Genomic DNA, 22,243 nt, shown 5'->3' on the forward strand with positions numbered 1-22,243 from the left:
TCATTCCAGTACATTTCGCGCGTCCGGCGAAGTTCAGCGTGACGTTTTAACATAGAACCACTCCGGGTCGATGTTGGCTACGTCCACGCCATAGAGGCTGGCGACAGGCAGTATTGACTCAAGAACACGTTGCGCGCTGTTCTCCGCATTCGCTGGTCGGGGCGCAAAAAACCGCCGTAACGTGCTTATCCATTTTTTCATCGTCATTACCCTTCTCGCTTAACCTGGACTCAGTTAAACACGCCTTCATCATGAAGAGGAAATAACAATAATGACTGTTGATATGCGGGATCTGAAAAACTCGCGAGACGCTTCGTCCTAACCGGCCAGCGCTTTAACCACCGTTTCCATCGCTTTGGTGGTCAACTCACTGCGCTTAACGCGCTGGTTCGCCAGCGCGGTACGTAGTACCCCGGCAATCACGATATGCTTGGGCTCCTGCCCTAAGTCACGCATCTCCAGAACGACCTTGCCTACCACCCGACACATCTCCTGGTACAGCGCTTCGTCTTTGGTCACATTGCCCATTGCCATCACTCCGTTGCCCTAAACCGTCAGCTTAAATCATTCGTCGGCTGGATACAAAAAAGAAGCCCGGCGTGTTGTTCGCCGGGCTTCGTCTGGAAAATCAGGCGATTAGTTGTTTACCGGGATGACCGCGCCTTTGTATTTGGTGCGGATCCAGTCCTGAATCTCTTTGGAGTGCAGCACGTTCACCAGCGCGACGATATCCTTCTTCTTCTCATCACCGCGATGAACGGTAATGATGTTGGCGTACGGGTTATTCTCACCGCTTTCAACCGCAATTGGATCGTGGACCGGATCCAGACCAGCATCAATTGCGTAGTTGGCGTTGATCACCACCGCAGCACCTTCGTCGTTGTTGTACATCTGCGGCAGCAGAGATGCCTCGACGTTAGGGGTGAATTGCAGCTTTTTCGGGTTCTCCACAATATCACTGATGCGCGCGGTCACTTTATCGATGCCTGGCTTCAGCTTGATCACGCCCTCTTTTTCGAAGATGGACAGAATACGCCCTTCCTCGGAAACCGCATCACGCATGATGATTTTGCCGCCTTCCGGCAGATCCTTCAGCGATTTGTATTTTTTTGAATAGATACCGATCGGCTCAATGTGGATTGCGCCTGCACTGACAAAATCATAATCCTTATCGCCCGCATGATCTTTAAGCACGCTGTTCAGGTAAGGGATGTGCTGGAAATAGTTGGCATCAATGTCATGCCCTGCCAGCGCCGTGTTTGGCAGAATGTAGTCCTGGAACGGTTTAATCTCCAGATCGATCCCCTGCTTCGCCAGAATCGGCTTAGCCTGCTCCAGAATTTCCGCGTGCGGGGTGTTGGACGCCCCCACGGTGAGCGTGTCCGCCCAGGAGGCAAAGCTCAGGGCGCTCAGGGTGGCTGCGGCGATCAGTGTCAGTGTCTTTTTCATGATGTGGTTCCTGTGTGTATTTATTAGCGTTTATCTAACAGTGAAGTAATGACATCGCCGCAGAACTGGATAATGAACACGATGATCAGAATGGTCACCGTTGCCACCAGCGTGACGTCACCATGGTTGCGCTGGAATCCTTCCAGATAAGCCAGATTTCCCAAACCGCCGGCACCTATCACCCCCGCCATTGCGCTGTAGCTCACCAGCGCAATCAGCGTCACCGTCATACCTGAAACCAGTGCGGGTGAAGATTCCGGCAGTAAAACCCGAAACACTAACGTGCTCAGCCGCGCGCCCATCGAACGCGTGGCTTCAATTACCCCTTTATCCACTTCCCGCAGGGCAATCTCGACCAGACGGGCGTAGAACGGCGCGGCGCCCACAATCAGGGCGGGCAGCGCAGCGTTAGCGCCGAGAATGGTCCCCACAACGGTCTTGGTGAACGGGATCAGCAGAACAATGAGAATGATGAACGGAATCGAGCGGAACACGTTCACCACAATCGACATCACGCTGTAGACCGTGCGGTTGTGGAATAACCCGCCGCGGGCGGTTAAAAACAGCGCCAGACCGAGCGCGATCCCCAGAACAAACGTCGCCACGCCGGAAAGCGCGGTCATGTAGAGCGTCTCCTGGGTTGCAGCCCAAAGTTGATCCCACTTCAGGTGCGGAAAGAGTTCTTCAGCCATGCTTGATTACCTCGCCTTCAATATCGCTTTGCTTCAGGTCGGCGAGGATATTGTTCAGTTGTTCATCCGATGCCACCACGTGCACCCAGAGCTGCCCGAAAACACCGTGAGCGGTTTGCGTCATTTTGCCGTGCAGGATGTTGAACGGCAGGCCGTAGCGCAGGGTCAGTTCTCCGACGATCGGCCTGTGCGTGCTGTGCCCGGTGAAGGTGAGCTTGATGACCGCGCCCTCCAGCTCATTTGCCAGTTCGGTATTGAAGGTCTCTTCCTCCGCGTACTGGCTCACCTGGCGGACAAACTGCCGGGTGATCGGCTGCTGAGGATGTGTAAACACGCTCAGCACCTCCCCCTCTTCCACCACCTTGCCGTTCTCCATTACCGCCACGCGGTCGCAGATTTTGCGCACCACATGCATCTCATGCGTAATGAGTACGATGGTCAGGTTAAAACGACGGTTAATGTCCAGGAGCAGATCGAGGATCTGATCGGTGGTCTGCGGATCTAGCGCCGAGGTGGCTTCGTCACACAGCAGTACGTCCGGATGATTGGCCAGCGCGCGGGCAATGCCCACACGCTGTTTTTGCCCGCCGCTCAGCTGCGACGGGTAGGCATTCTCGCGCCCCTTCAGGCCGACCAGCTCCACCAGCTCGGCAACGCGAGCCTGAATTTGCGCTTTTGGCACACCGGCAATTTGCATTGAAAAGGCGATGTTTTCCTTCACCGTGCGCGACCAGAGCAGATTAAAGTGCTGGAACACCATGCTGATTTTCAGGCGTGCCTGACGCAGCGCTTCTCCCTTCGCGGCGGAGATATCCTGACCGTTAATAGTGACGCTGCCGGCGCTGGGCTTTTCCAGACCGTTCAGCAGACGGATAAGCGTACTTTTCCCGGCCCCGCTGTAACCAATGATCCCGTAAATCTGTCCCTGCTCTATCGTCAAATTGACGTTATCAACGGCTGTCAGCGCCAGCTTCCCGTTGTCAAAAACCTTCGAAATATTACTGAGTACGATCATTCTTATTCGTTATCCGTTACGCATATAGCGGTTTAGCAGTATGGATGTCCAAAAGATAGTAAACAGCCGTTATCAGCTTTTAAATGACCAAAAAAGAATTTCTTATAATGCGGCGGAATAAGCAGCGAACTGGAGGGTGAAAAGCATTTAGATTAATATCTGCAATAATTATCTGCCTTTTGCATATCAGGTCTCATTCATCCGACGAAATTGGTTAATTTTTCAGCACTACGTACTGATATAGCCATCCTCACATCCGGGCACCTTTACGTCTTGCTGTCTTTCAATCCAAAAACATAAGGATTATTCCTTTCTGTTCTAAAACCCAGTGAAACGTTCTTTATTGAGAAAATTTCGTGGTCCTATCATCCGGTCATCACCTCTTCACAGGACATGACCATGACGCTTTACCACTCCGTCACCGAACTAATTGGCCATACGCCACTCATCCAGCTGCACAAGCTGGATACCGGCCCCTGCTCGCTGTTTCTGAAGCTGGAAAATCAGAATCCAGGCGGCTCGATTAAAGACCGCGTCGCGCTGTCGATGATTAACGAGGCCGAGCGTATGGGGCAGCTACGGCCTGGCGGCACCATTATTGAAGCCACGGCGGGGAACACCGGCCTGGGGCTGGCGTTGATTGCGGCGCAAAAGGGATACTCGCTGATCCTGGTGGTGCCGGACAAAATGAGCCGCGAGAAGATTTTCCACCTGCGCGCGTTAGGGGCGCAGGTCGTGCTAACCCGCTCGGATGTGAATAAAGGGCATCCGGCCTACTACCAGGATTATGCCCGGCGGCTGGCGAACGAACTGCCAGGCGCGTTTTATATCGACCAGTTCAATAACGCGGCCAATCCGCTGGCGCACCGCACCACTACCGCACCGGAACTGTTTGAACAGCTTGACGGCCAGATCGATGCCATCGTCGTCGGCGTGGGGTCCGGCGGTACGCTGGGCGGCTTACAGGCGTGGTTTGCAGAACATTCGCCGCAGACGGAATTTGTGCTTGCCGATCCGGCCGGGTCGGTGCTGGCGGACCAGGTTGAGACCGGACGCCATCACGATGCCGGATCGTGGCTGGTTGAGGGGATTGGCGAAGACTTTATCCCTCCGCTGGCGCACATCGAAGGGGTTAACCGCGCCTGGCGCATTACCGATCGCGAGGCGTTCACCACCGCCCGCGATCTGCTAAAAACGGAAGGGATCCTGGCAGGCTCCTCCACCGGCACGCTGCTGGCGGCGGCGCTGAAATATTGCCAGGCGCAGACTACGCCAAAACGTGTGGTCACCTTCGCCTGCGACAGCGGCAATAAATACCTCTCAAAGATGTTCAACGACGACTGGATGCGCCAGCAGGGGTTGATTTCGCGTCCGCAGGCAGGCGATCTCTCGGACTATATTGCCCTGCGCCACGATGAAGGCGCGACGGTGACTGCCGCCCCGGACGACACGCTTTCCACCGTGCTGGCCCGCATGCGCCTGTACGACATCTCCCAGCTGCCGGTGCTCGATAACAACAATGTTGTCGGCATCATCGACGAGTGGGACCTGCTGCGGCACATCGGGGGAGATGCCGATCGCTTCTCTCTCCCCGTGACGGCGGCCATGACGCGTCAGGTCGAATATCTGGATAAGCAGGCCCCGGAGAGCGCCCTGTACACCATTTTTGACCGTGGCCTGGTGGCGATTATTTATGACGAAGACCGCTTTCTGGGTCTGATCACACGCAGTGACGTACTCACCACCTGGCGTAACCGCCTGACGAAATAAAAGGAGCAAAAGATGAAAAACCTGGCCACCCTCAGCGTTCACAGCGGTGAGTATCACGACACGCACGGCGCCGTGATGCCGCCAATTTACGCCACGTCGACGTTTGCGCAACCGGCACCGGGTGAACATACCGGCTACGAATACTCCCGGAGCGGCAACCCAACCCGCCATGCGCTGGAGACCGCCATCTCCGAACTGGAAGGCGGCACGCGCGGGTACGCCTTCGCGTCAGGGTTGGCGGCCATTTCCACCGTGCTCGAACTGCTGGATAAAGACAGCCATATCGTTGCCATTGACGACGTGTATGGCGGTACGTATCGCCTGATCGAAAACGTGCGCAAGCGCAGCACCGGGTTACAGGTGAGCTGGGTTAAGCCGGACGATGTAGCCGGACTTGAGGCCGCCATTCGCCCGGACACCCGCATGATCTGGGTGGAAACGCCGACGAACCCGCTGCTGAAACTGGCCGACCTGGAGGCCATCGCAGACATTGCCCGGCGCCATAATGCGATCAGCGTGGCGGATAATACCTTCGCCTCCCCGGTCATTCACCGGCCGCTGGAGGCGGGGTTCGACATTGTGGTTCACTCCGCCACCAAATATCTCAACGGTCATTCAGACGTGGTTGCCGGGCTGGCTGTTGTCGGGGCAAATAAGGATCTCGCGGAGCGTCTGGGCTATCTGCAAAACGCGGTTGGCGGCGTTCTGGATCCGTTCAGCAGCTTCCTGACGCTACGGGGGATTCGCACCCTCTCCCTGCGCGTTGAGAAGCACAGTGCCAACGCGCTGGCGATTGCGCAATGGCTGGAGCAGCATCCGCAGATAGAGAGCGTGCTCTATCCCGGACTGGAGTCACACCCCCAGTATGTGCTTGCCCGCAGACAAATGGCGCTGCCGGGCGGCATGATCTCCGTTGTGATTAAAGGCGATGCGCAACGCGCGACAGAGGTGATTCGTCATCTTACGCTCTTTACCCTGGCGGAAAGCCTGGGCGGGGTGGAGAGTCTGGTGAGCCAGCCCTACAGCATGACCCACGCCTCCATTCCACTGGCGCAGCGTCTTGCAAACGGCATTGTGCCGCAGCTGATACGCCTGTCGGTGGGGATTGAGGATGCGAAGGATCTGATCGCCGACCTTCAACAGGCGCTGGAAAAGTGAGCAAAAAACGGCGGGCGTTGCGCCTGCCGTCATAAGATGACATTAGGCCTTAACGCCTTGATAACAAACTTATGTGAATCTGCACAGAATGTTTTTGAAACGCTGTTTCCATTTTCCTTTTTACTGTGAATCAGCGTATAATGCGCGCCAAATCCCTGGTGAATGGTTTCAGCGCTTGGAATACAAAAAACAACGTACAACTTCTCCTCTCATTCGTTGGGCTGGCACTCAGGCACACTTTCTTCTGCACGCTCATTTGATGTCACCTATTCTTAGTGCGTGTCATATACTCTTTCGCAACACAGGTTTGACTCCGCGGCGGTGCGCCCCCGGAGCGAGATTTCCATATCCTTCCCAACTTAAAGACTAAGACTGTCATGAAAAAGACGAAAATTGTTTGTACTATCGGCCCGAAAACCGAATCCGAAGAGATGCTGAGCAAAATGCTGGATGCCGGCATGAACGTGATGCGTCTGAACTTCTCCCACGGCGACTATGCTGAACACGGTCAGCGTATTCAGAACTTGCGCAACGTGATGAGCAAGACCGGGAAAAAAGCGGCAATCCTGCTCGACACCAAAGGTCCTGAAATCCGCACCATCAAACTGGAAGGCGGTAACGACGTTTCCCTGAAAGCGGGCCAGACCTTCACCTTCACCACCGACAAATCCGTTGTAGGTAATAACGAAATCGTTGCCGTGACCTACGAAGGCTTCACCAGCGATCTGTCCGTTGGCAACACCGTGCTGGTAGATGACGGCCTGATCGGCATGGAAGTGACCGCGATTGAAGGTAACAAGGTTATCTGTAAAGTGCTGAACAACGGCGATCTGGGCGAAAACAAAGGCGTTAACCTGCCGGGTGTGTCCATTGCTCTGCCAGCGCTGGCTGAAAAAGACAAACAAGACCTGATCTTCGGCTGCGAACAAGGTGTGGACTTCGTTGCGGCGTCCTTCATCCGTAAACGTTCTGACGTGGTTGAGATCCGTGAGCACCTGAAAGCGCACGGTGGTGAGAACATCCAGATCATCTCCAAGATCGAAAACCAGGAAGGCCTGAACAACTTCGACGAAATCCTTGAAGCGTCCGACGGTATCATGGTTGCGCGTGGTGACCTGGGCGTTGAAATCCCGGTTGAAGAAGTGATCTTCGCGCAGAAGATGATGATCGAGAAATGCGTTCGCGCGCGTAAAGTGGTTATCACCGCAACGCAGATGCTGGACTCCATGATCAAAAACCCACGCCCTACCCGCGCTGAAGCCGGCGACGTGGCGAACGCCATCCTCGACGGTACCGATGCCGTTATGCTGTCTGGCGAATCTGCAAAAGGTAAATACCCTCTGGAAGCGGTCGGCATCATGGCGACCATCTGTGAGCGTACCGACCGCGTGATGAAAAGCCGTCTGGATTACAACAACGACAGCCGTAAACTGCGCATCACCGAAGCCGTGTGCCGTGGTGCGGTAGAAACCGCTGAAAAACTGGAAGCCCCACTGATTGTCGTGGCGACCCAGGGCGGTAAATCTGCGCGTGCCGTGCGTAAATACTTCCCGGATGCAACTATCCTGGCGCTGACCACGAACGAAACCACCGCGCGTCAGCTGGTGCTGAGCAAAGGCGTGATCCCACACCTGGTGAAAGAGATTGCCTCTACCGATGATTTCTATCGTCTGGGTAAAGAAGTGGCTCTGGAACTGGTTGATTGTGGCCTGGCTCAGAAAGGCGACGTGGTGGTTATGGTTTCTGGTGCACTGGTACCAAGCGGTACAACCAACACTGCATCTGTCCACGTACTGTAATATTTCACGAACAAATTATTGTTTTGTTAAAAAGCGTCCTTCGGGGCGCTTTTTTTATTCCCGCCATTAACCAGAACTATTCAAAAAGCAAATCGGGTTTTTCTATTTAATCGCGATTTATCTAAGATGAATCCGATGAAAAATGCCTTTTTTAACATAGCTTTTTCGTCAAAATTGCCGATTTCGTTGCTTCTTTGAGCGAACGATCAAAAATAGGCGTAATCCCATCAAAAAAATATTCTCAACCCAAAAAACTTTGTGTAATACTTGTAACGCTACATGGAGATTAACTCAATCTAGAGGGTATTAATAATGAATCGTACTAAACTGGTACTGGGCGCGGTAATCCTGGGTTCTACTCTGCTGGCAGGTTGCTCCAGCAACGCTAAAATCGATCAGCTGTCTTCTGACGTTCAGACTCTGAACGCTAAAGTTGACCAGCTGAGCAACGACGTGAACGCAATGCGTTCCGACGTTCAGGCTGCTAAAGACGACGCAGCTCGCGCTAACCAGCGTCTGGACAACCAGGCTACTAAATACCGTAAGTAATAGTACCTGTTAATAAAATGGCGCACATTGTGCGCCATTTTTTTTGCCTTCGTCAAACCTCTACTGAAGCGCTTTCTCTCCCTCGCCTTCCGTCACCGCCGCTGAGACACGACTGTTCTGAACCGACAGGACAGAATTGCTGGCTGACGAACCATTGCCTGCTGAAACGGCAACCGGGATCCCGGCTCTGCGCGCCAGAGCTTTGTCGATTAGCGTTTTATCGCTACCTGATTCCGCTGCGAAGGCGGTAAACGCCGCTGAGTGCGTGAACGGCACCGTCTGTGGGTTTTCGCCCTCAGCCTGCGCCAGCGGCCTGTGCACCTCGATATAACGTTTGCCGTCCGGCTCGACGGAGAACTTCACCGGCTCATTGATAATCTGCACCCGCGTGCCGACGCGCACTTGTTCAAACAACGCTTTGATATCCGGCGCGTTCATTCGCATACAGCCCGAGCTGACCCGCAGCCCTACGCTGTCCGGCGCGCTGGTGCCATGAATAAGATATTCCCCATTCCCGATGCCCAGACGCAGCGCAAAGCGCCCCAGCGGGTTATTTGGCCCTGCGGGTACCACAGGCGGCAGTTTAATGCCCTGCGCCAGTGAGCGCGCTCTGATGCCCGCTGTGGGGGTCCAGGTAGGGTTAGGGATTTTCTGACTCACACGGGTGGTGCTGACCGGTGTTTCCAGCCCAAGCTGACCAATACCCAGCGGATAAACCTGCACGATATTTTCGCCAGGCGGATAGAAGTAAAGACGCAGCTCCGCCAGATTCACCACAATGCCCTCACGCTCGGTGTCCGGGAGCAGCATCTGGGAAGGAATGGTAATGACCGTTCCTGGCGCAGGGTTTACCGGTGCAATGGTATTATTGGTTTCAAGGATAAGCTGTGCGGCGGTATTAAACCGACGAGCGATAGCCTGGAGCTTATTGTCGCCTTCCTGAATGGTGTATGTCTGATTTTGCCCAATCAGGCGGCTGCCTGCGGGCGGTAAAGGATAATCAACCGCCCTGGCTGAATTAACAGCACTGAGCGAACCAAGGAGTAATAGAGTTATTAGAGACGCGCGCTTCATGCTGAGATTCCTTATTCACTGACCAAACGTCAGAAAGCTGAAAAACCAGCGAGGTGGAAACCACCCCGCGAAACAGAATGAATGCTGTTCTGTCAGTTTAGCTAAGGATTGCGGCTTTGGCGCGTATGGCGCGGATCATCGCTTCCAGTCCCTGGGAGCGGGACGGGGTGAGGTGTTGGGTTAAGGCCATTTTTTCAAACCAAGGGCGAACGTTAAAGGCGACAATATCCTGCGCCGACATCTGGTGATAAAGAATAAATACGACGGCAATAAGCCCCTTCACAATGGCGGCATCGCTGTCACCCTGTAAATCGATTACGCCATCATCCGTCTGCTGCATCTGGATCCAGACCTGGCTCTGGCAGCCCTGAATGATGTTGTCCGGGTTATGCGCCTCTTCGCTGAGCGGCGGCAGGCGCTGACCTAGCTCGATAATATAAAGGTATTTCTCTTCCCAGTTTGCGCAACGCCCAAAGTTACGCAGCAATTTATCTCTGTCCGGCAAATCTGCCATCTCTCGCCTCTCCGTTAGCCAAGCAGCTGGTGAATACGTTTTAGTCCCGCCACCAGTCTGTCGACCTCTTCCGTTGTGTTGTACATCACCAGCGATGCGCGGCACATGGCCGGTACCTGATAATACGCCATCAGTGGCATCGCGCAGTGATGCCCGGTACGTACGGCGACGCCGTAATTATCCAGGAAACTGCCCACATCATAAGCGTGATGCTTGCCGAGGTTGAAGGCTATCACACCCAGACGGTCAGCAGGGCCATATAAGGTCAGATCCGGGACGCCGGCAAGCTCCTGCAAGGCATATTGCATCAGCAGCTGTTCGTACTCCTGAATCGCCGCCAGCCCCGTTTCAGAGACGTAGCTAATGGCCGCGCCCAGCCCGATGATCCCGCCCGTGTTTGGCGTGCCCGCCTCGAAGCGCCAGGGCGCCCGGGCGTAGGTTGTGCCTTCCGTCAGGCTGACGGTGGCAATCATTGACCCGCCCCCTTCCCACGGCGGCATGGCCTGGAGAATGTCCTCTTTCACATACAACACGCCGATGCCCGTCGGACCATACAGCTTGTGCCCGGAGAAGACGTAGAAATCGCAGTCCAGAGTCTGAACGTCAACCGCATGGTGCATCACCGCCTGGGCACCATCAATCAACACTTTCGCACCGGCCTGATGGGCTTTGTCGACGATCAGCGCCACCGGATTTTCCGTCCCCAGCACGTTTGAAACGTGGGTCACCGCTACCAGCCGCGTTCTGTCGTCAAGCAGGGCGTCCAGCTGTTCAAGCTGAAGCGTACCGTCTTCGTTTAGCGGGATCACCCGCAGTTGCGCCCCCATACGCTCACAGAGCATCTGCCAGGGCACGATGTTAGCGTGGTGCTCCATCTGGGTGATGATGATGTTATCCCCCGCGTGCACCTGCGCATTGCCCCAGCTGTTAGCCACCAGGTTGATCCCTTCGGTGGTGCCACGCACGAACACCAGCTCTTCCGGCGAACGCGCGTTGAGAAACGCCGCAACCTGCGTGCGCACGTTTTCCATGCGCTGGGTCGCCTCGGCGCTCAGAGTGTGGATCCCGCGATGGACCGCCGCATAACCGTGGCGGTAAAACTCGGCTTCCGCATCCACCACCTGATTCGGTTTTTGCGCGCTGGCCGCACTGTCGAGATAGGCCAGCGGCAGACCGTTCACTTCACGGGTCAGTACCGGAAAATCTGCCCGGACTTTCTCTACGGGAAATGTCATGCTTCGCCTCCAGGCAGCCGCTGACCGATACGGGCCAGCACCTGCTGTTTAAGTCCGCCATCGGGCAGCGCTTCCGTCAGCTCAGCCGCAAAGGCGTAAATAATCATCTTTTGCGCGGCCTGCTGGTCTATCCCGCGAGAGCGCAGGTAGAACATCTGCTCATCGTCAATACGCCCGACCGTTGCGCCGTGGCTGCATTTCACGTCGTCCGCATAAATTTCCAGCTGTGGTTTGGTGTCCACCTCTGCCAGACGTCCCAGCAAAAGGTTGTTGTTGGTCATCTGCCCGTCAGTTTTGATGGCGTGCTGCGCCACATTGATCAGGCCGTTAAACACCGCACGTCCTTTGTCGCTGACGATGGTTTTGTGCAGCTGACGGCTGTTGCAGTAGCCTTTGTTATGCTCAAGCCAGGTGCGCGTGTCGCACACTTCTGACTTCACCGGCATCGCCAGGCTGTTAATACGCAGCGTAGTGTTCTCACCGTTCAGTTGGGTGCTGGTATTGTGGCGCAGCACCGCGCCGCCAAGCAGGAAGCTGTGGCTATACGCCGCGGCATCCTGGCCCAGCAGAATATCGTTGTGGGCGAAGTGGTGACTGAGCGGATTCTCAAACGCCAGCTTGATATGGTGCAGCTGGGCGTTGGCCGCCACGTTCATCGTCAGACGCGAGCCGGTAAAATGGCGGGTGTCGTTCAGACTAACGTAATGCTCAATTACCGTCGCTTCTGCCCCTTCTGCCAGCTCGAGATGGTGGCGATAGTGGGCGGTGTTGATCTCGTCGCCCTCAACACCCTGGGTGATATGCATCAGCAGCAGCGGTTTCGCCGGGCGCTGGTTACGCTTAACGTGAATATGGGTGACAGACTGAGACAGGCTCTCTGTCAGATGCAGGAAGACTTCAGGCTGAACGGGCGCGTTCAACGACTGGCGCTCGTCGTTAATGGCGATATCGAACCCGCTCTCCTGTACGCTGTCGCTGAGTTCCTCACGAAACTGCCCGTCTACAAACACCAGACGCACGGCATCCACGCTCAGCGCCAGCACATCGCGCTGACCGGGGCTAACCTGCGCCAGACGGGTGACAAACTCGCCGTTCAGCAGGCCGTCCAGCGGGGTATATTTCCAGTTCTCATGCTTACGCGTCGGTAAACCGAGACGCAGCATCTGCTGGAGATGGTGCTGAGCCTGTTCAGAGCGCGCTCCACCCTGCGCTTCAAACAGCCGGTGCCACTGCTGGAGTGCATTACTGCTGTTCGGTAAGCCAGCCATAACCCTGCTCCTCCAGTTGTTTAACCAGCGTAAAGTCACCGGATTTCACAATGCGCCCCTGATAAAGCACGTGGACATAGTCCGGTTTGATGTAGTCCAGAATACGCTGGTAGTGAGTCACGATAATAAATGAGCGGTTACCGTCACGCAGAGAGTTTACGCCGTCGGCAACGATCTTCAGGGCATCAATATCCAGCCCTGAATCGGTTTCATCGAGAATGCACAGCTCCGGCTCAAGAACCGCCATTTGCAGAATATCGTTACGTTTTTTCTCACCGCCAGAAAAACCCACGTTCACCGAGCGGGTGAGCAGATCTTCGGGCATTTTCAGCAGCTTGATTTTCTCTTCCATCAGATCCTGGAAGTCAAAGCGATCCAGCGCCTCAAGTCCGCGATACTTGCGCACCGCGTTCAGCGCGGTTTGCAGGAAGAACTGGTTGCTGACGCCCGGGATTTCCACCGGATACTGGAAGGCCATAAAGATGCCCTCACCGGCACGCTCTTCAGGCGACATCTCCAGCAGATCCTTGCCGTTAAACTCAACGGAGCCGCTGGTGACCTCATAATCTTCGCGTCCCGCCAGCGTCGCTGAAAGCGTACTTTTCCCGGAGCCGTTTGGCCCCATGATGGCGTGAACTTCACCCGGTTTGACGTCAAAATTGAGCCCACGCAGGATCTCTTTCTCTTCCACGCTAACCTGTAAATCTTTAATGCTTAACATGTGCTTTCCTTAACCGACGCTGTGTTCAAGACTAATGGCGAGGAGTTTCTGGGCTTCAACGGCAAATTCCAGCGGCAGTTCAGAGAACACGTCCTTACAGAAGCCGTTAACAATCATTGAAATCGCATCTTCTTCACTGATCCCGCGTTGCAGGCAGTAGAACAGCTGATCTTCACCGATACGTGACGTAGTCGCCTCATGCTCGAGCTGGGCGCTGTTATTGCGGCATTCGACATAGGGGAAGGTATGCGCCCCGCAGTCCGCACCAATCAGCATGGAGTCGCACTGGGTAAAGTTACGTGCGTTGGTGGCTGTCGGCATGATTTTCACCAGCCCGCGATAGCTGTTCTGGCTGTGACCGGCAGAGATCCCTTTGGAGATGATGGTCGATTTGGTGTTTTTGCCGATGTGGATCATCTTGGTACCGGTATCGGCCTGCTGATGACCGCTGGTCAGCGCCACGGAGTAAAACTCACCGATGGAGTTGTCGCCGCGCAGAATACAGCTCGGGTATTTCCAGGTAATGGCGGAGCCGGTTTCTGACTGCGTCCAGGACATCTTACTGTTTTCACCTTCGCACAGCGCACGCTTGGTGACGAAGTTCAGAATACCACCGGTGTTGCCATCGCCCGGGAACCAGTTCTGTACCGTAGAGTATTTCACTTCCGCGTCTTTATGGATGATCACCTCTACCACCGCCGCGTGCAGCTGGTAGCTGTCGCGCACCGGCGCCGAACAGCCTTCGATATAGCTGACGTAGCTGCCTTCATCGGCCACCAGGATGGTGCGTTCAAACTGGCCGGTTTTTTCCGCGTTGATGCGGAAATAGGTCGAGAGCTCCATCGGGCAGCGCACACCTTTAGGCACGTAGATAAAGGTGCCGTCTGACGCCACCGCCGCATTCAGTGCCGCGAAGAAGTTATCGTTACTGGGTACCACGGTGCCAATGTACTTTTTCACCAGCTCCGGGTGATCGTGAATGGCTTCCCCAAAGGAGCAGAAAATTATCCCCTGCTCCGCCAGCTTTTCACGGTAGGTGGTTGCCACCGAGACGGAGTCAAAAATGGCGTCCACCGCCACCTCTTTACCTTCGCGCACGGGCACGCCGAGCTGATTGAAGGCCTCTTCCACCTCTTTACTCAGGAAGCTGTTCTCGGCACCGGTTTGCTGTACCGCGCCGGGCTGCGAGGCACAGGTATCATCGCAGCTGCCGCATGAGGGCGCGGAGTAATAGCTGTAATCCTGATAGTTCAGCTTATCGTAATGCGCTTTCAGCCAGTGGGGTTCTTCCATCTCCAGCCACGCGCGGAATGCGCTCAGGCGAAACTCCAGCATCCACTCCGGCTCGTTACGTTTGGCCGAAATGGCGCGCACGACCTCTTCGTTGATGCCTTTCGCCAGCTCGTCAGTTTGCAGCTGCGTGAAGAAACCCTCTTTATAGTTGAGGTGTCCGCCGCTCCAGGTGTTTACATCACTCGTTGCTTCAGTATTACGAGACATAGTACCGCCTATACCCCAAAGCTTTCGCCGCAGCCGCATTCGTTCTGGGCTTTCGGGTTATGAAATTTGAATAACTGGTTTAAACCTTCCCGAACGTAGTCGACTTCGGTTCCATCGATAAACGGCATAGCCTGTAGCGCGACGTATAACTTTGCACCGTCGGTTTCAAAGACCAGATCGTCCTTTTTGGGTTCGGTTACGGTATCCAGCACGTAGCCAAATCCTGCGCAGCCGGTCTGCTTAACGCCTAAGCGTACGCCGAGGATGTCGGGATTTTTTGCCACCAGCTCATGAATATGCGCCGCCGCCGCGGGCGTCAGCGTTAAGCCACGCCAGGCAAAATCGGCCGGATTGAAGGTTTCTGAATGCAGTTCCATAGGTCCACCTCATCTGATAAGCCACCAGGGCATAACACCATGTTAGTGATAACGATTATCACTTCAACCCCCTGCGAGCAGGGGCTTTGGGCTAAACCGCCCTTTTTGGCTACTTTCATTAAGCATAGACCCTGTGACGGGATGCGGATGGGAGGGTTAGATTTGTTCAATGCATTGATAAATAATGCATTTCATAAGAAAGGCGGTAAGGTGGCGGGCAATAATAAAAATTGTATTGAAAATACCTATTTTTGAGATAGCTAAAGTACGCCCAGGCATCATATACATTTTTTACGTATGCCTCCCCCTTAAGCCAGGTTCTTTTTAATTCTTTTTTGCCTTACCTGGGCGCGCATAAAGACGTTTGATAGATAAGTTAACCATTATTTATCAGTCTGATAGTGGTTAAATTCCGATCATGATTAATTACATAAACTCGTCCCTTTTCGGCGTAATGTTTCCCTTGTTAACCATTTATTCAGTAAGGGATTAAATTATGTGGAGTGCCCATAAAGCCGCAGTTCATGCTCGCCAGCATGCAGGTCAGTATAGCCAGAAAAGATGTGCAGAATTTGTTTCAAAATCCATTCGCGCCGGCGGTGCTAATCTACAGAACACACATTATGCTAAGGATATGAAAAGCAATTTAATTCTGGCGGGCTTCCACCAGGTTTACGGTGAGCCTGTTGAGGGCGATGTGGCGGTGATCCAGCCCACAGCGCACCACCCCTATGGCCACGCTTGCATCTATGGTGGGAACGGCGTCTGGTACTCTGATTTTGTTCAGCGAACAATGTATCCGGGAAAAGAATACCGGGAAGTAAAACCAGCATATGCAATTTACAGGCATGACTGACATGAAAAAAATAATTCTGGCGATCCTGCTTCTGCCCACTCTCGCATCCGCTGCACAGGAGTTACCCCCTGAGGTATCCGCTGCCCTTCAGTTTAATAAGTGGTACATCTCGCAAATTATTACCGGGAAAGAGCCCCTGAAAAACTATGAAGCGCTGAGGCCATATGTGACCCGCGAAACCATCAGCAAACTCAAAGCCATGGATAAGTTGGATCCAGATGAATATGACGTGCCTGACGTCGATTTGTTCATCAAGGCTCAGGGATATGAAGATGACTGGGACATCGTCAGTGCCCGGGCGCTGGATTACGATGCCGCCTGTATGCAGGTTTATATCTCATTCGGCAAAAAGCGGGATCACACCGTGATTGACTGCATGCTCAAGGAAGATGGCGTGTGGAAAGTTGAATCCGTGGCCAGTATGAATATTTCAGACAACCTGATGATGGAATAAACCGACGATATGACAGGGGTACTGATGCTATGCATCTTCGCGGATACCCCTGTCGTATCGCCAGAAAGCAAAAATCCCGCGCTGGCGGTTTACCGTTGGCCCCCTTAACATCAGTGATGGAACGAGACGGCGAAACCCTGTTCACGCCAGTGGTCGAGCTGCTCCTGTTGACGAGGCGTAGGCGCTTTACCGGTCCAGACGAAAATTTTTTGCCCGGGAAAGAGTTCCGGACGCGGAGAATCAATCGGCTCAGCCAGCACGTCAATATGCCAGCCCTTATAGGCAAGACGGGCAGCTTCCAGCCATAAATGCGTACGGTCGTCACACTCCCACCCAATCAGCAGCGCATCCTTACCTGCTTTTTTTCGCGACTCACCCAGGCTTGTAACGGCAAACTCAATCAGGACACCGTCGAGCAGGCTCGCCATGTGACGCACCGTATTCTGGTCCTGGTTCATTCGCTGACGCACAGGGGTGATGATGTTATCTATCAGAACATCCATCGCATGGTCGCGGCGGAACTCGCCGATTTTGGCGCGCAGTTTTGCCGGGCTGGCATAGCGCAGAACGGTTAACATCTCTTCCTGAAACGATGCCCAGTTCCCCTGAGTCATCACTTCTGTATTTTCAAGAAGCGCTTTTACTTTACCGACCGAAACACCCGTTTTCATCAGGCGTTTGATCTCTTCGATACGCAGGATATCTTCATCGTCAAACTGACGATGGCCCCCTTCGCTTCGCTGCGGCTTCAACAATCCATAACGGCGCTGCCAGGCACGCAACGTAACGGGGTTGATACCGCATCGTTCGGCCACTTCGCCGATACTGTAATAGGCCATTAACTCCCTCACGCACAATACTTCCATACCTAACCAAACCAACCTTATCAGATTGTACAAATCATTTGTATAACTAACTCCTCGTTCTGAGACAAGTGAATGGCTCAAAGAACCACTCACTCGTTAATATATTGTTGTATAAATTTAGCCGTACGTACAGGTCACTTTTAAGAGTTACGTACAGGTTTTTATAAATCGTACTTTTTCTCGGGCCAGGCAATCGCCGGAATGCCCCCCAGACGCGGGCTGGCGAAAAGGTGACCCTGGAACTGAGAAATCCCGGCAGATTCCAGCCACATCCACTCTTCAGCCAGCTCTACGCCTACCGCACAGAAAAGAATTTCCAGGGAGGCGCAGCATTTAATGATTGACTGAATGATTGCCTGACGCGGGCCGCTCTTGTGCACGTTAGCAATCAAATCACGGTTGATCTTGATTCTGTCCGGCTGGAACTGAGCCAGCAGTTGCAGACCGGCGAATCCCGCGCCAAAGTGATCGATGGCCACGCTGATCCCGGCGCTTTTAAGCTGTCTGACCGCGCTGGTGAACTCTTCAAAGCGCGAGATGGCCTCGCTCTCGGTGAACTCGACTACAATTTGCTCCGGCACAAAACCGTTCGCCTCAATTGCCGTCAGTAAAAAATCGACGGCGCCAGGAACATTGACCAGCGTCATCGGCAGCAGATTAATGGACAACGTTTGAGTCTGTAGGCCCAGCGCGCTGGCCATCGACAAAGCCACCTGTTTACTCTTCAGATCCGATTCGTACAGCGCCTCACGCGACAGGTTGGCAAAATAGCTTTCCGGAGACTCACCGGACGGCGTGCGGATCAGGGCTTCCCAGGAAACCACCTGCTGCATAAACGGATCGACGATAGGTTGAAACGCGAAACTACAGTCCGTGCCCTTTGCCACTACCGTCGGCTGGGAGGATAACGGCTTATTTTCGGTGACAAACTCCCAGGCGTCAGCAGGAGGCAGCTCAAAGTAGTTGGCTTTTTCAGTGGCCTCAACGAAGGTGCGGAAAAATTGCAGGGCGCGATCGTTATAGGTTAGCTGATAGCGGCTTGTGCCTTTATCAAGAACCTGTTGCAGCACTTCGTTGGTGTCGTACTGACGAAGGTCGAAGAGCTCCATACCCACATTGCCAAAACGTCTTGAAGGCCCGTGATCGCTCAACAATTCGACCACGTTGTGATGCCGTGGGTCACGGCAGATGAGCTCATAGATCTCCTTAACGTTATCAGCGGGCCCTTCAAGTAACTGAAAAAAGTGTGTGCCGTTAAACAGCAAAATCCCCGTCACATCGAACTGGCGATTTCTACAATTTGCAGCAGCGACCATGTCTTCCAGCGCTTTCACTGGAACGTCCTCGCAGATATGACTGCGGTAAATGATGGTTGTGAGCATGCTAATCCTGAAGATTGAGGGGGTGACCACGAAAACACGTGGGGAAAACTCTGTTATAGCACATTAATTGCCCAACAAATAATTTACATCTCAACGATTTACACGGCTTTTTTGCGTCATTTACGGGCTTGTACAACTCTGCGACGCCGCTTCGGATTGTACAATATATCTTGTGAATACCGCAGTAAATCGTATAAGAATAAGCATCTGATAAATAATGATTTTATAAAATATATTATAAAATATTTAAAAAATTGTACATTTTAAATGTACAGATTTGAAAATTATGTATACCTTAAATGTAACGTTACTGATTACGAAAATTTACAGGAGCGAAACATGCAGCAGAACGGACACCTCGCAGACTCGGCAACAGCGATTGCGCAGTATTTCGAAAAAGCCGCGCTTCCAACCCAACAGGAAACATTGGGTCAGGTTGTTGTTGAAATCCTTAGCGACGGGCGAAATCTGAATCGCAAATCGCTCTGCACAAAACTGTTGAGTCGCCTTGAAAAGGCCAATGGCCCGGAAGAGGAACATCATTATCACATGCTTCTTGGTCTGCTCTTCGAACGTTAATGTTATGAACAGCAGTGATGCGGACAGACTGATCGACCAGCTAATTGGAGAAGCCGCTCTTTCACTTTTGAAGGAGCGCGGTCCCGTGACGACCGAGGGATTGGTTCAGCGTCTGCGTAACATGCAAGCCTGTGAGACGGATCCCCAGCGGCGGGAGACATTAGCGAGGGTGATAGCTGAAATCAGCTCAGGCACGGTCGCTTTTAAAGGTCGCAGAACCGCACAAGGACGAATACAGAGAGAGGGATCTCTCAAAAATAATCGAGACAATGTAGTGCCGTTATTTGGAAATGGAAAACCGTCCGATCCCAAAAAGATGCATTGACTACAACTTTACAGCAACGGTGAGAACAAATGAGACAAAATATTCAGCTTCAACCCGAATACCACTCCGCCTTTTTAGATAGCGCGTTGTCGGAGTATTTCCGTCACGCAGGCGATCGATTTGCTGAAGAGTCTGCCATTTTTTCGACTGCGGTTCGTTGTGTTCTCGCTTCTGAAGGTCATCTGACCAACAAAGCGATCATTCTCTGGCTGATCCAGACGCTGGAAACCACCGACGATGTCGTTAAGGCGGATGTGATCCGCAAGACGCTGGAAATTGTTGTCGGTTATACCATGGACGATCTTTAACGCCTCTCCCTTCCCATCCCTACGGATAGCGTGTCATCGTCAATTCTGACGAACAGACTGACGATGACACACCCTCTCTTCCCTGACGCCCTGTTAATCAAGCACGCTGAATGTGGCATGGATCCTGCTTAGTCCGCTAAGGGACTGGGCTTTCCAGTAAACATTGCTTCATTTCTTAACAGGTCTGTTATTGATGAAAAAAATCGCCAGCGTCTGCCCTTACTGCGGTGCAGGCTGCAAACTAAACCTCGTCGTGAAAAATAACCGGATTATCCGTGCCGAAGCCGCTGATGGCGTAACCAATCAGGGCACGCTTTGCCTGAAAGGATTCTACGGCTGGGACTTTCTTAACGACACACGGCTGCTTACCCCCCGTCTGACGCAGCCCATGATCCGCTACAGCAAAGGCGAGTCCTTTACCCCTGTTACCTGGGAAGAGGCCATTCGCTATACTGCTCACAGGCTTAAAAGCATCAAAGATCAGTACGGCCCTCGATCCATTATGACCACGGGGTCCTCGCGGGGAACGGGCAATGAGACCAACTATGTGATGCAAAAATTTGCCCGTGCGGTGCTGAACACTAACAACGTCGACTGCTGCGCCCGCGTCTGTCACGGTCCGTCCGTTGCCGGTTTACAGGAGACCCTCGGCAACGGTGCCATGAGCAATTCCATTAACGATATTGAAAACTCAAAATGCCTGCTGGTGTTCGGCTATAACTGCGCCGACTCTCACCCCATCGTCGCCCGACGCGTGCTTAAAGCACGTGAAAATGGCGCAAAAATCATCGTCTGCGATCCGCGTCATATTGAAACGGCACGCATTGCCGATCTTCATCTTCAGTTGAAAAACGGCAGTAACATGGCGCTGGTCAATGCCTTTGGCTATGTCCTGCTTGAAGAGGAACTGTACGACAAAAACTACGTTGCCCGCTTCACAGAAGGGCTTGAGGCTTACCGACTGACGGTAAAAGATTACGCACCCGAGCAGGTTGAACATCTGACGGGCATTCCCGCGCGGGATGTTCGTCAGGCAATGCGCATGTTCGCGGCGGCGCCTTCAGCAACGGTAATGTGGGGAATGGGCGTTACGCAGTTTGGTCAGGCGGTTGATGTGGTGAAAGGTCTCTCCAGCCTGGCGCTGCTCACCGGCAACCTGGGCCGCCCTGCCGTCGGCGTAGGTCCGGTTCGCGGGCAAAATAACGTTCAGGGTGCCTGCGATATGGGCGTTTTGCCCAATATGTTTCCCGGCTACCAGGATGTCACTGACCCGGCGGTCAGACTGAAATTTGCCGATGCGTGGAAAATCAATGTCAGCCGGATGGACGATCGCGTCGGGACGCGTATCACCGAAGTGCCGCATCTCGCGCTGGAAGGTAAGATCAAAGCCTATTACATCATGGGGGAAGATCCGCTTCAGACAGAAGCCGATCTGGGCCTGGTCCGCCGCGGCTTTGAGTCCCTCGATTTTGTGGTGGTTCAGGACATCTTTATGACCAAAACGGCAGAGGTGGCTGACGTACTGCTCCCTGCCACGTCATGGGGAGAACATGCTGGCGTGTTCACCTGTGCCGATCGCGGCTTCCAGCGTTTTGGCAAGGCCATTGAGGCCAGCGGCAACGTCAAGCGCGACTGGGAGATCATCAGCCTGCTGGCCACGGAGATGGGCTATCCCATGCATTACGAGAATAACCAGCAGATCTGGGACGAAATGCGCGAGCTGTGCCCCCTCTTCTACGGCGTGACCTACGAAAAAATGGGCGAGATGGGCCATGTCCAGTGGCCCTGCCCAACCCTTGATCATCCCGGCACACCCTATCTGTACAGGGATAATCAGTTCGACACCCCCACTGGCAAAGGCCAGCTGTTTGCTGCCCCCTGGCGCGCTCCGGCCGAGACACCGGATACGGATTACCCGCTGGTACTTTGCACGGTGCGCGAAGTCGGTCACTACTCCTGTCGCTCAATGACCGGGAACTGCGCGGCGCTGCAAAGCCTGGCCGACGAGCCGGGCCGGGTGCAAATGAACCCGGCCGACGCGGATGAGCGTGGGATCGCCGACGGCCAATTGGTCTGGGTACGTTCACGCCGGGGTAAAGTGATCACGCGCGCCAGCATCAGCGAGCGCATCAATGCGGGAGCAATCTATATGACCTACCAGTGGTGGATTGGCGCCTGTAATGAGCTGACGCAGGATAATCTAGACCCGATCTCCAGAACGCCTGAAACGAAATATTGCGCCGTGCAGATGGAGGCGATCGAGGACCAGCGCTGGGCGGAGGATTTTGCGGCTTCTGCGTACCAGACCATGAAGACGCGGTTGATCGCTGCGGTTAACGTTTAAATGCATTG

24 protein-coding genes are annotated in these 22,243 nt (G+C 53.8%); 10 read left to right on the top strand and 14 right to left on the bottom strand.

Translation table 11 applies throughout. The annotated features are described in order from the left end of the window. Positions 1 to 33 precede the first annotated feature (33 nt). From IPZ49_RS05390 to IPZ49_RS05410, 5 genes are all read right to left on the bottom strand, one after another. Entirely contained in the window at positions 34 to 201 is a 168-nt protein-coding gene (locus IPZ49_RS05390; protein ID WP_022647883.1) for a hypothetical protein, read from the bottom strand. A 117-nt stretch (positions 202 to 318) separates the two neighbouring features. Beyond that, positions 319 to 528: a fumarate hydratase FumD gene (gene fumD / locus IPZ49_RS05395; protein ID WP_003857676.1), complete on the bottom strand. Its 210-nt coding sequence runs from the start codon at positions 526 to 528 to the stop codon at positions 319 to 321. 108 nt (positions 529 to 636) lie between these two features. Beyond that, positions 637 to 1,449: a MetQ/NlpA family ABC transporter substrate-binding protein gene (locus IPZ49_RS05400; RefSeq protein WP_003857677.1), complete on the bottom strand. Its 813-nt coding sequence runs from the start codon at positions 1,447 to 1,449 to the stop codon at positions 637 to 639. Between the two features lie 23 nt (positions 1,450 to 1,472). Beyond that, on the bottom strand, positions 1,473 to 2,141 hold the full coding sequence (locus IPZ49_RS05405) for a methionine ABC transporter permease (RefSeq protein WP_039273618.1): 669 nt from the start codon (positions 2,139 to 2,141) through the stop codon (positions 1,473 to 1,475). Then, entirely contained in the window at positions 2,134 to 3,156 is a 1,023-nt protein-coding gene (locus IPZ49_RS05410; RefSeq protein WP_023299939.1) for a methionine ABC transporter ATP-binding protein, read from the bottom strand. Before IPZ49_RS05410 ends, IPZ49_RS05405 begins: the two co-directional genes overlap by 8 nt. A 399-nt stretch (positions 3,157 to 3,555) precedes the next feature. Here IPZ49_RS05410 and IPZ49_RS05415 point away from each other — a divergent pair, with 399 nt between their 5' ends. The 4 genes from IPZ49_RS05415 to lpp all read left to right on the top strand — a co-directional run bounded on the left by IPZ49_RS05415 (position 3,556) and on the right by lpp (position 8,432). After that, a complete protein-coding gene (locus IPZ49_RS05415) occupies positions 3,556 to 4,926 on the top strand; it encodes a cystathionine beta-synthase (RefSeq protein WP_063146049.1) in 1,371 nt (456 codons plus the stop codon). 12 nt (positions 4,927 to 4,938) lie between these two features. Beyond that, positions 4,939 to 6,084, top strand: a complete 1,146-nt coding sequence (locus IPZ49_RS05420) for a PLP-dependent aspartate aminotransferase family protein (RefSeq protein WP_063146050.1) — start codon at positions 4,939 to 4,941, stop codon at positions 6,082 to 6,084. A gap of 377 nt (positions 6,085 to 6,461) precedes the next feature. Next, positions 6,462 to 7,883: a pyruvate kinase PykF gene (pykF, locus tag IPZ49_RS05425; RefSeq protein ID WP_015570703.1), complete on the top strand. Its 1,422-nt coding sequence runs from the start codon at positions 6,462 to 6,464 to the stop codon at positions 7,881 to 7,883. A gap of 312 nt (positions 7,884 to 8,195) precedes the next feature. Continuing rightward, positions 8,196 to 8,432 (top strand): murein lipoprotein Lpp, encoded by a 237-nt coding sequence (gene lpp / locus IPZ49_RS05430; RefSeq protein ID WP_001082307.1) that lies wholly within the window; start codon positions 8,196 to 8,198, stop codon positions 8,430 to 8,432. A 60-nt stretch (positions 8,433 to 8,492) separates the two neighbouring features. Here lpp and IPZ49_RS05435 read toward each other — a convergent pair whose 3' ends face one another. From IPZ49_RS05435 to sufA, 7 genes are all read right to left on the bottom strand, one after another. Continuing rightward, complete coding sequence (locus tag IPZ49_RS05435; protein ID WP_038415919.1) at positions 8,493 to 9,506, bottom strand: L,D-transpeptidase family protein; 1,014 nt, start codon at positions 9,504 to 9,506, stop codon at positions 8,493 to 8,495. A gap of 97 nt (positions 9,507 to 9,603) precedes the next feature. Beyond that, positions 9,604 to 10,020 (bottom strand): cysteine desulfuration protein SufE, encoded by a 417-nt coding sequence (gene sufE, locus IPZ49_RS05440; protein WP_063146051.1) that lies wholly within the window; start codon positions 10,018 to 10,020, stop codon positions 9,604 to 9,606. A gap of 14 nt (positions 10,021 to 10,034) precedes the next feature. Beyond that, on the bottom strand, positions 10,035 to 11,255 hold the full coding sequence (gene sufS, locus IPZ49_RS05445; protein ID WP_045622808.1) for a cysteine desulfurase SufS: 1,221 nt from the start codon (positions 11,253 to 11,255) through the stop codon (positions 10,035 to 10,037). After that, on the bottom strand, positions 11,252 to 12,523 hold the full coding sequence (sufD, locus tag IPZ49_RS05450) for a Fe-S cluster assembly protein SufD (protein WP_063929027.1): 1,272 nt from the start codon (positions 12,521 to 12,523) through the stop codon (positions 11,252 to 11,254). The genes sufS and sufD overlap by 4 nt, the downstream gene beginning before the upstream one ends. Beyond that, positions 12,498 to 13,244, bottom strand: coding sequence for a Fe-S cluster assembly ATPase SufC (sufC, locus tag IPZ49_RS05455; RefSeq protein ID WP_022647874.1), 747 nt, complete (start codon positions 13,242 to 13,244; stop codon positions 12,498 to 12,500). The genes sufD and sufC overlap by 26 nt, the downstream gene beginning before the upstream one ends. 9 nt (positions 13,245 to 13,253) lie before the next feature. Further along, positions 13,254 to 14,744 (bottom strand): Fe-S cluster assembly protein SufB, encoded by a 1,491-nt coding sequence (sufB, locus tag IPZ49_RS05460; RefSeq protein ID WP_003857739.1) that lies wholly within the window; start codon positions 14,742 to 14,744, stop codon positions 13,254 to 13,256. 8 nt (positions 14,745 to 14,752) lie between these two features. Continuing rightward, complete coding sequence (sufA, locus tag IPZ49_RS05465; RefSeq protein WP_022647873.1) at positions 14,753 to 15,121, bottom strand: Fe-S cluster assembly scaffold SufA; 369 nt, start codon at positions 15,119 to 15,121, stop codon at positions 14,753 to 14,755. Between the two features lie 496 nt (positions 15,122 to 15,617). Between sufA and IPZ49_RS05470 the strand changes: the two genes are divergently transcribed. Together IPZ49_RS05470 and IPZ49_RS05475 are read left to right on the top strand one after the other, a co-directional pair. Continuing rightward, positions 15,618 to 15,977 (top strand): hypothetical protein, encoded by a 360-nt coding sequence (locus IPZ49_RS05470; protein WP_023305987.1) that lies wholly within the window; start codon positions 15,618 to 15,620, stop codon positions 15,975 to 15,977. Between the two features lies 1 nt (position 15,978). Next, complete coding sequence (locus tag IPZ49_RS05475; protein ID WP_058647192.1) at positions 15,979 to 16,431, top strand: DUF3828 domain-containing protein; 453 nt, start codon at positions 15,979 to 15,981, stop codon at positions 16,429 to 16,431. 110 nt (positions 16,432 to 16,541) lie between these two features. On the opposite strand, the gene IPZ49_RS05480 is transcribed toward IPZ49_RS05475, so the two are convergent. Further along, on the bottom strand, positions 16,542 to 17,270 hold the full coding sequence (locus tag IPZ49_RS05480; protein WP_038415914.1) for a MerR family transcriptional regulator: 729 nt from the start codon (positions 17,268 to 17,270) through the stop codon (positions 16,542 to 16,544). Positions 17,271 to 17,458: 188 nt separating this feature from the next. Then, on the bottom strand, positions 17,459 to 18,679 hold the full coding sequence (locus IPZ49_RS05485; protein WP_063146053.1) for a diguanylate phosphodiesterase: 1,221 nt from the start codon (positions 18,677 to 18,679) through the stop codon (positions 17,459 to 17,461). Between the two features lie 339 nt (positions 18,680 to 19,018). On the opposite strand from IPZ49_RS05485, the gene ycgZ reads away from it, so the two are divergent. The 4 genes from ycgZ (at position 19,019) to fdhF (ending at position 22,235) form a co-directional block, all read left to right on the top strand. Then, positions 19,019 to 19,258, top strand: a complete 240-nt coding sequence (gene ycgZ / locus IPZ49_RS05490) for a regulatory protein YcgZ (RefSeq protein ID WP_017384632.1) — start codon at positions 19,019 to 19,021, stop codon at positions 19,256 to 19,258. A 4-nt stretch (positions 19,259 to 19,262) separates the two neighbouring features. Continuing rightward, complete coding sequence (locus tag IPZ49_RS05495) at positions 19,263 to 19,583, top strand: hypothetical protein (RefSeq protein WP_045309075.1); 321 nt, start codon at positions 19,263 to 19,265, stop codon at positions 19,581 to 19,583. Between the two features lie 29 nt (positions 19,584 to 19,612). After that, on the top strand, positions 19,613 to 19,891 hold the full coding sequence (locus IPZ49_RS05500) for a biofilm/acid-resistance regulator YmgB/AriR (RefSeq protein ID WP_022647868.1): 279 nt from the start codon (positions 19,613 to 19,615) through the stop codon (positions 19,889 to 19,891). A 193-nt stretch (positions 19,892 to 20,084) separates the two neighbouring features. Continuing rightward, complete coding sequence (fdhF, locus tag IPZ49_RS05505) at positions 20,085 to 22,235, top strand: formate dehydrogenase subunit alpha (RefSeq protein WP_023305983.1); 2,151 nt, start codon at positions 20,085 to 20,087, stop codon at positions 22,233 to 22,235. Positions 22,236 to 22,243 lie beyond the last annotated feature (8 nt).

The organism is Enterobacter cloacae complex sp. S2 (genome assembly GCF_015159675.1).
Taxonomy (GTDB): Bacteria; Pseudomonadota; Gammaproteobacteria; order Enterobacterales; family Enterobacteriaceae; genus Enterobacter; species Enterobacter intestinihominis.

Coding starts and splice junctions, on each gene's coding strand:
- IPZ49_RS05390 (WP_022647883.1), bottom strand. CDS start 201: ATGAAAAAATGGATAAGCACGTTACGGCGGTTTTTTGCGCCCCGACCA.
- ycgZ (WP_017384632.1), top strand. CDS start 19,019: ATGCAGCAGAACGGACACCTCGCAGACTCGGCAACAGCGATTGCGCAG.
- fdhF (WP_023305983.1), top strand. CDS start 20,085: ATGAAAAAAATCGCCAGCGTCTGCCCTTACTGCGGTGCAGGCTGCAAA.
- IPZ49_RS05415 (WP_063146049.1), top strand. CDS start 3,556: ATGACGCTTTACCACTCCGTCACCGAACTAATTGGCCATACGCCACTC.
- IPZ49_RS05400 (WP_003857677.1), bottom strand. CDS start 1,449: ATGAAAAAGACACTGACACTGATCGCCGCAGCCACCCTGAGCGCCCTG.
- sufC (WP_022647874.1), bottom strand. CDS start 13,244: ATGTTAAGCATTAAAGATTTACAGGTTAGCGTGGAAGAGAAAGAGATC.
- pykF (WP_015570703.1), top strand. CDS start 6,462: ATGAAAAAGACGAAAATTGTTTGTACTATCGGCCCGAAAACCGAATCC.
- IPZ49_RS05405 (WP_039273618.1), bottom strand. CDS start 2,141: ATGGCTGAAGAACTCTTTCCGCACCTGAAGTGGGATCAACTTTGGGCT.
- IPZ49_RS05420 (WP_063146050.1), top strand. CDS start 4,939: ATGAAAAACCTGGCCACCCTCAGCGTTCACAGCGGTGAGTATCACGAC.
- sufE (WP_063146051.1), bottom strand. CDS start 10,020: ATGGCAGATTTGCCGGACAGAGATAAATTGCTGCGTAACTTTGGGCGT.
- sufA (WP_022647873.1), bottom strand. CDS start 15,121: ATGGAACTGCATTCAGAAACCTTCAATCCGGCCGATTTTGCCTGGCGT.
- IPZ49_RS05500 (WP_022647868.1), top strand. CDS start 19,613: ATGAGACAAAATATTCAGCTTCAACCCGAATACCACTCCGCCTTTTTA.
- IPZ49_RS05480 (WP_038415914.1), bottom strand. CDS start 17,270: ATGGCCTATTACAGTATCGGCGAAGTGGCCGAACGATGCGGTATCAAC.
- IPZ49_RS05435 (WP_038415919.1), bottom strand. CDS start 9,506: ATGAAGCGCGCGTCTCTAATAACTCTATTACTCCTTGGTTCGCTCAGT.
- IPZ49_RS05410 (WP_023299939.1), bottom strand. CDS start 3,156: ATGATCGTACTCAGTAATATTTCGAAGGTTTTTGACAACGGGAAGCTG.
- IPZ49_RS05475 (WP_058647192.1), top strand. CDS start 15,979: ATGAAAAAAATAATTCTGGCGATCCTGCTTCTGCCCACTCTCGCATCC.
- lpp (WP_001082307.1), top strand. CDS start 8,196: ATGAATCGTACTAAACTGGTACTGGGCGCGGTAATCCTGGGTTCTACT.
- fumD (WP_003857676.1), bottom strand. CDS start 528: ATGGGCAATGTGACCAAAGACGAAGCGCTGTACCAGGAGATGTGTCGG.
- sufD (WP_063929027.1), bottom strand. CDS start 12,523: ATGGCTGGCTTACCGAACAGCAGTAATGCACTCCAGCAGTGGCACCGG.
- IPZ49_RS05470 (WP_023305987.1), top strand. CDS start 15,618: ATGTGGAGTGCCCATAAAGCCGCAGTTCATGCTCGCCAGCATGCAGGT.
- IPZ49_RS05495 (WP_045309075.1), top strand. CDS start 19,263: ATGAACAGCAGTGATGCGGACAGACTGATCGACCAGCTAATTGGAGAA.
- sufB (WP_003857739.1), bottom strand. CDS start 14,744: ATGTCTCGTAATACTGAAGCAACGAGTGATGTAAACACCTGGAGCGGC.
- IPZ49_RS05485 (WP_063146053.1), bottom strand. CDS start 18,679: ATGCTCACAACCATCATTTACCGCAGTCATATCTGCGAGGACGTTCCA.
- sufS (WP_045622808.1), bottom strand. CDS start 11,255: ATGACATTTCCCGTAGAGAAAGTCCGGGCAGATTTTCCGGTACTGACC.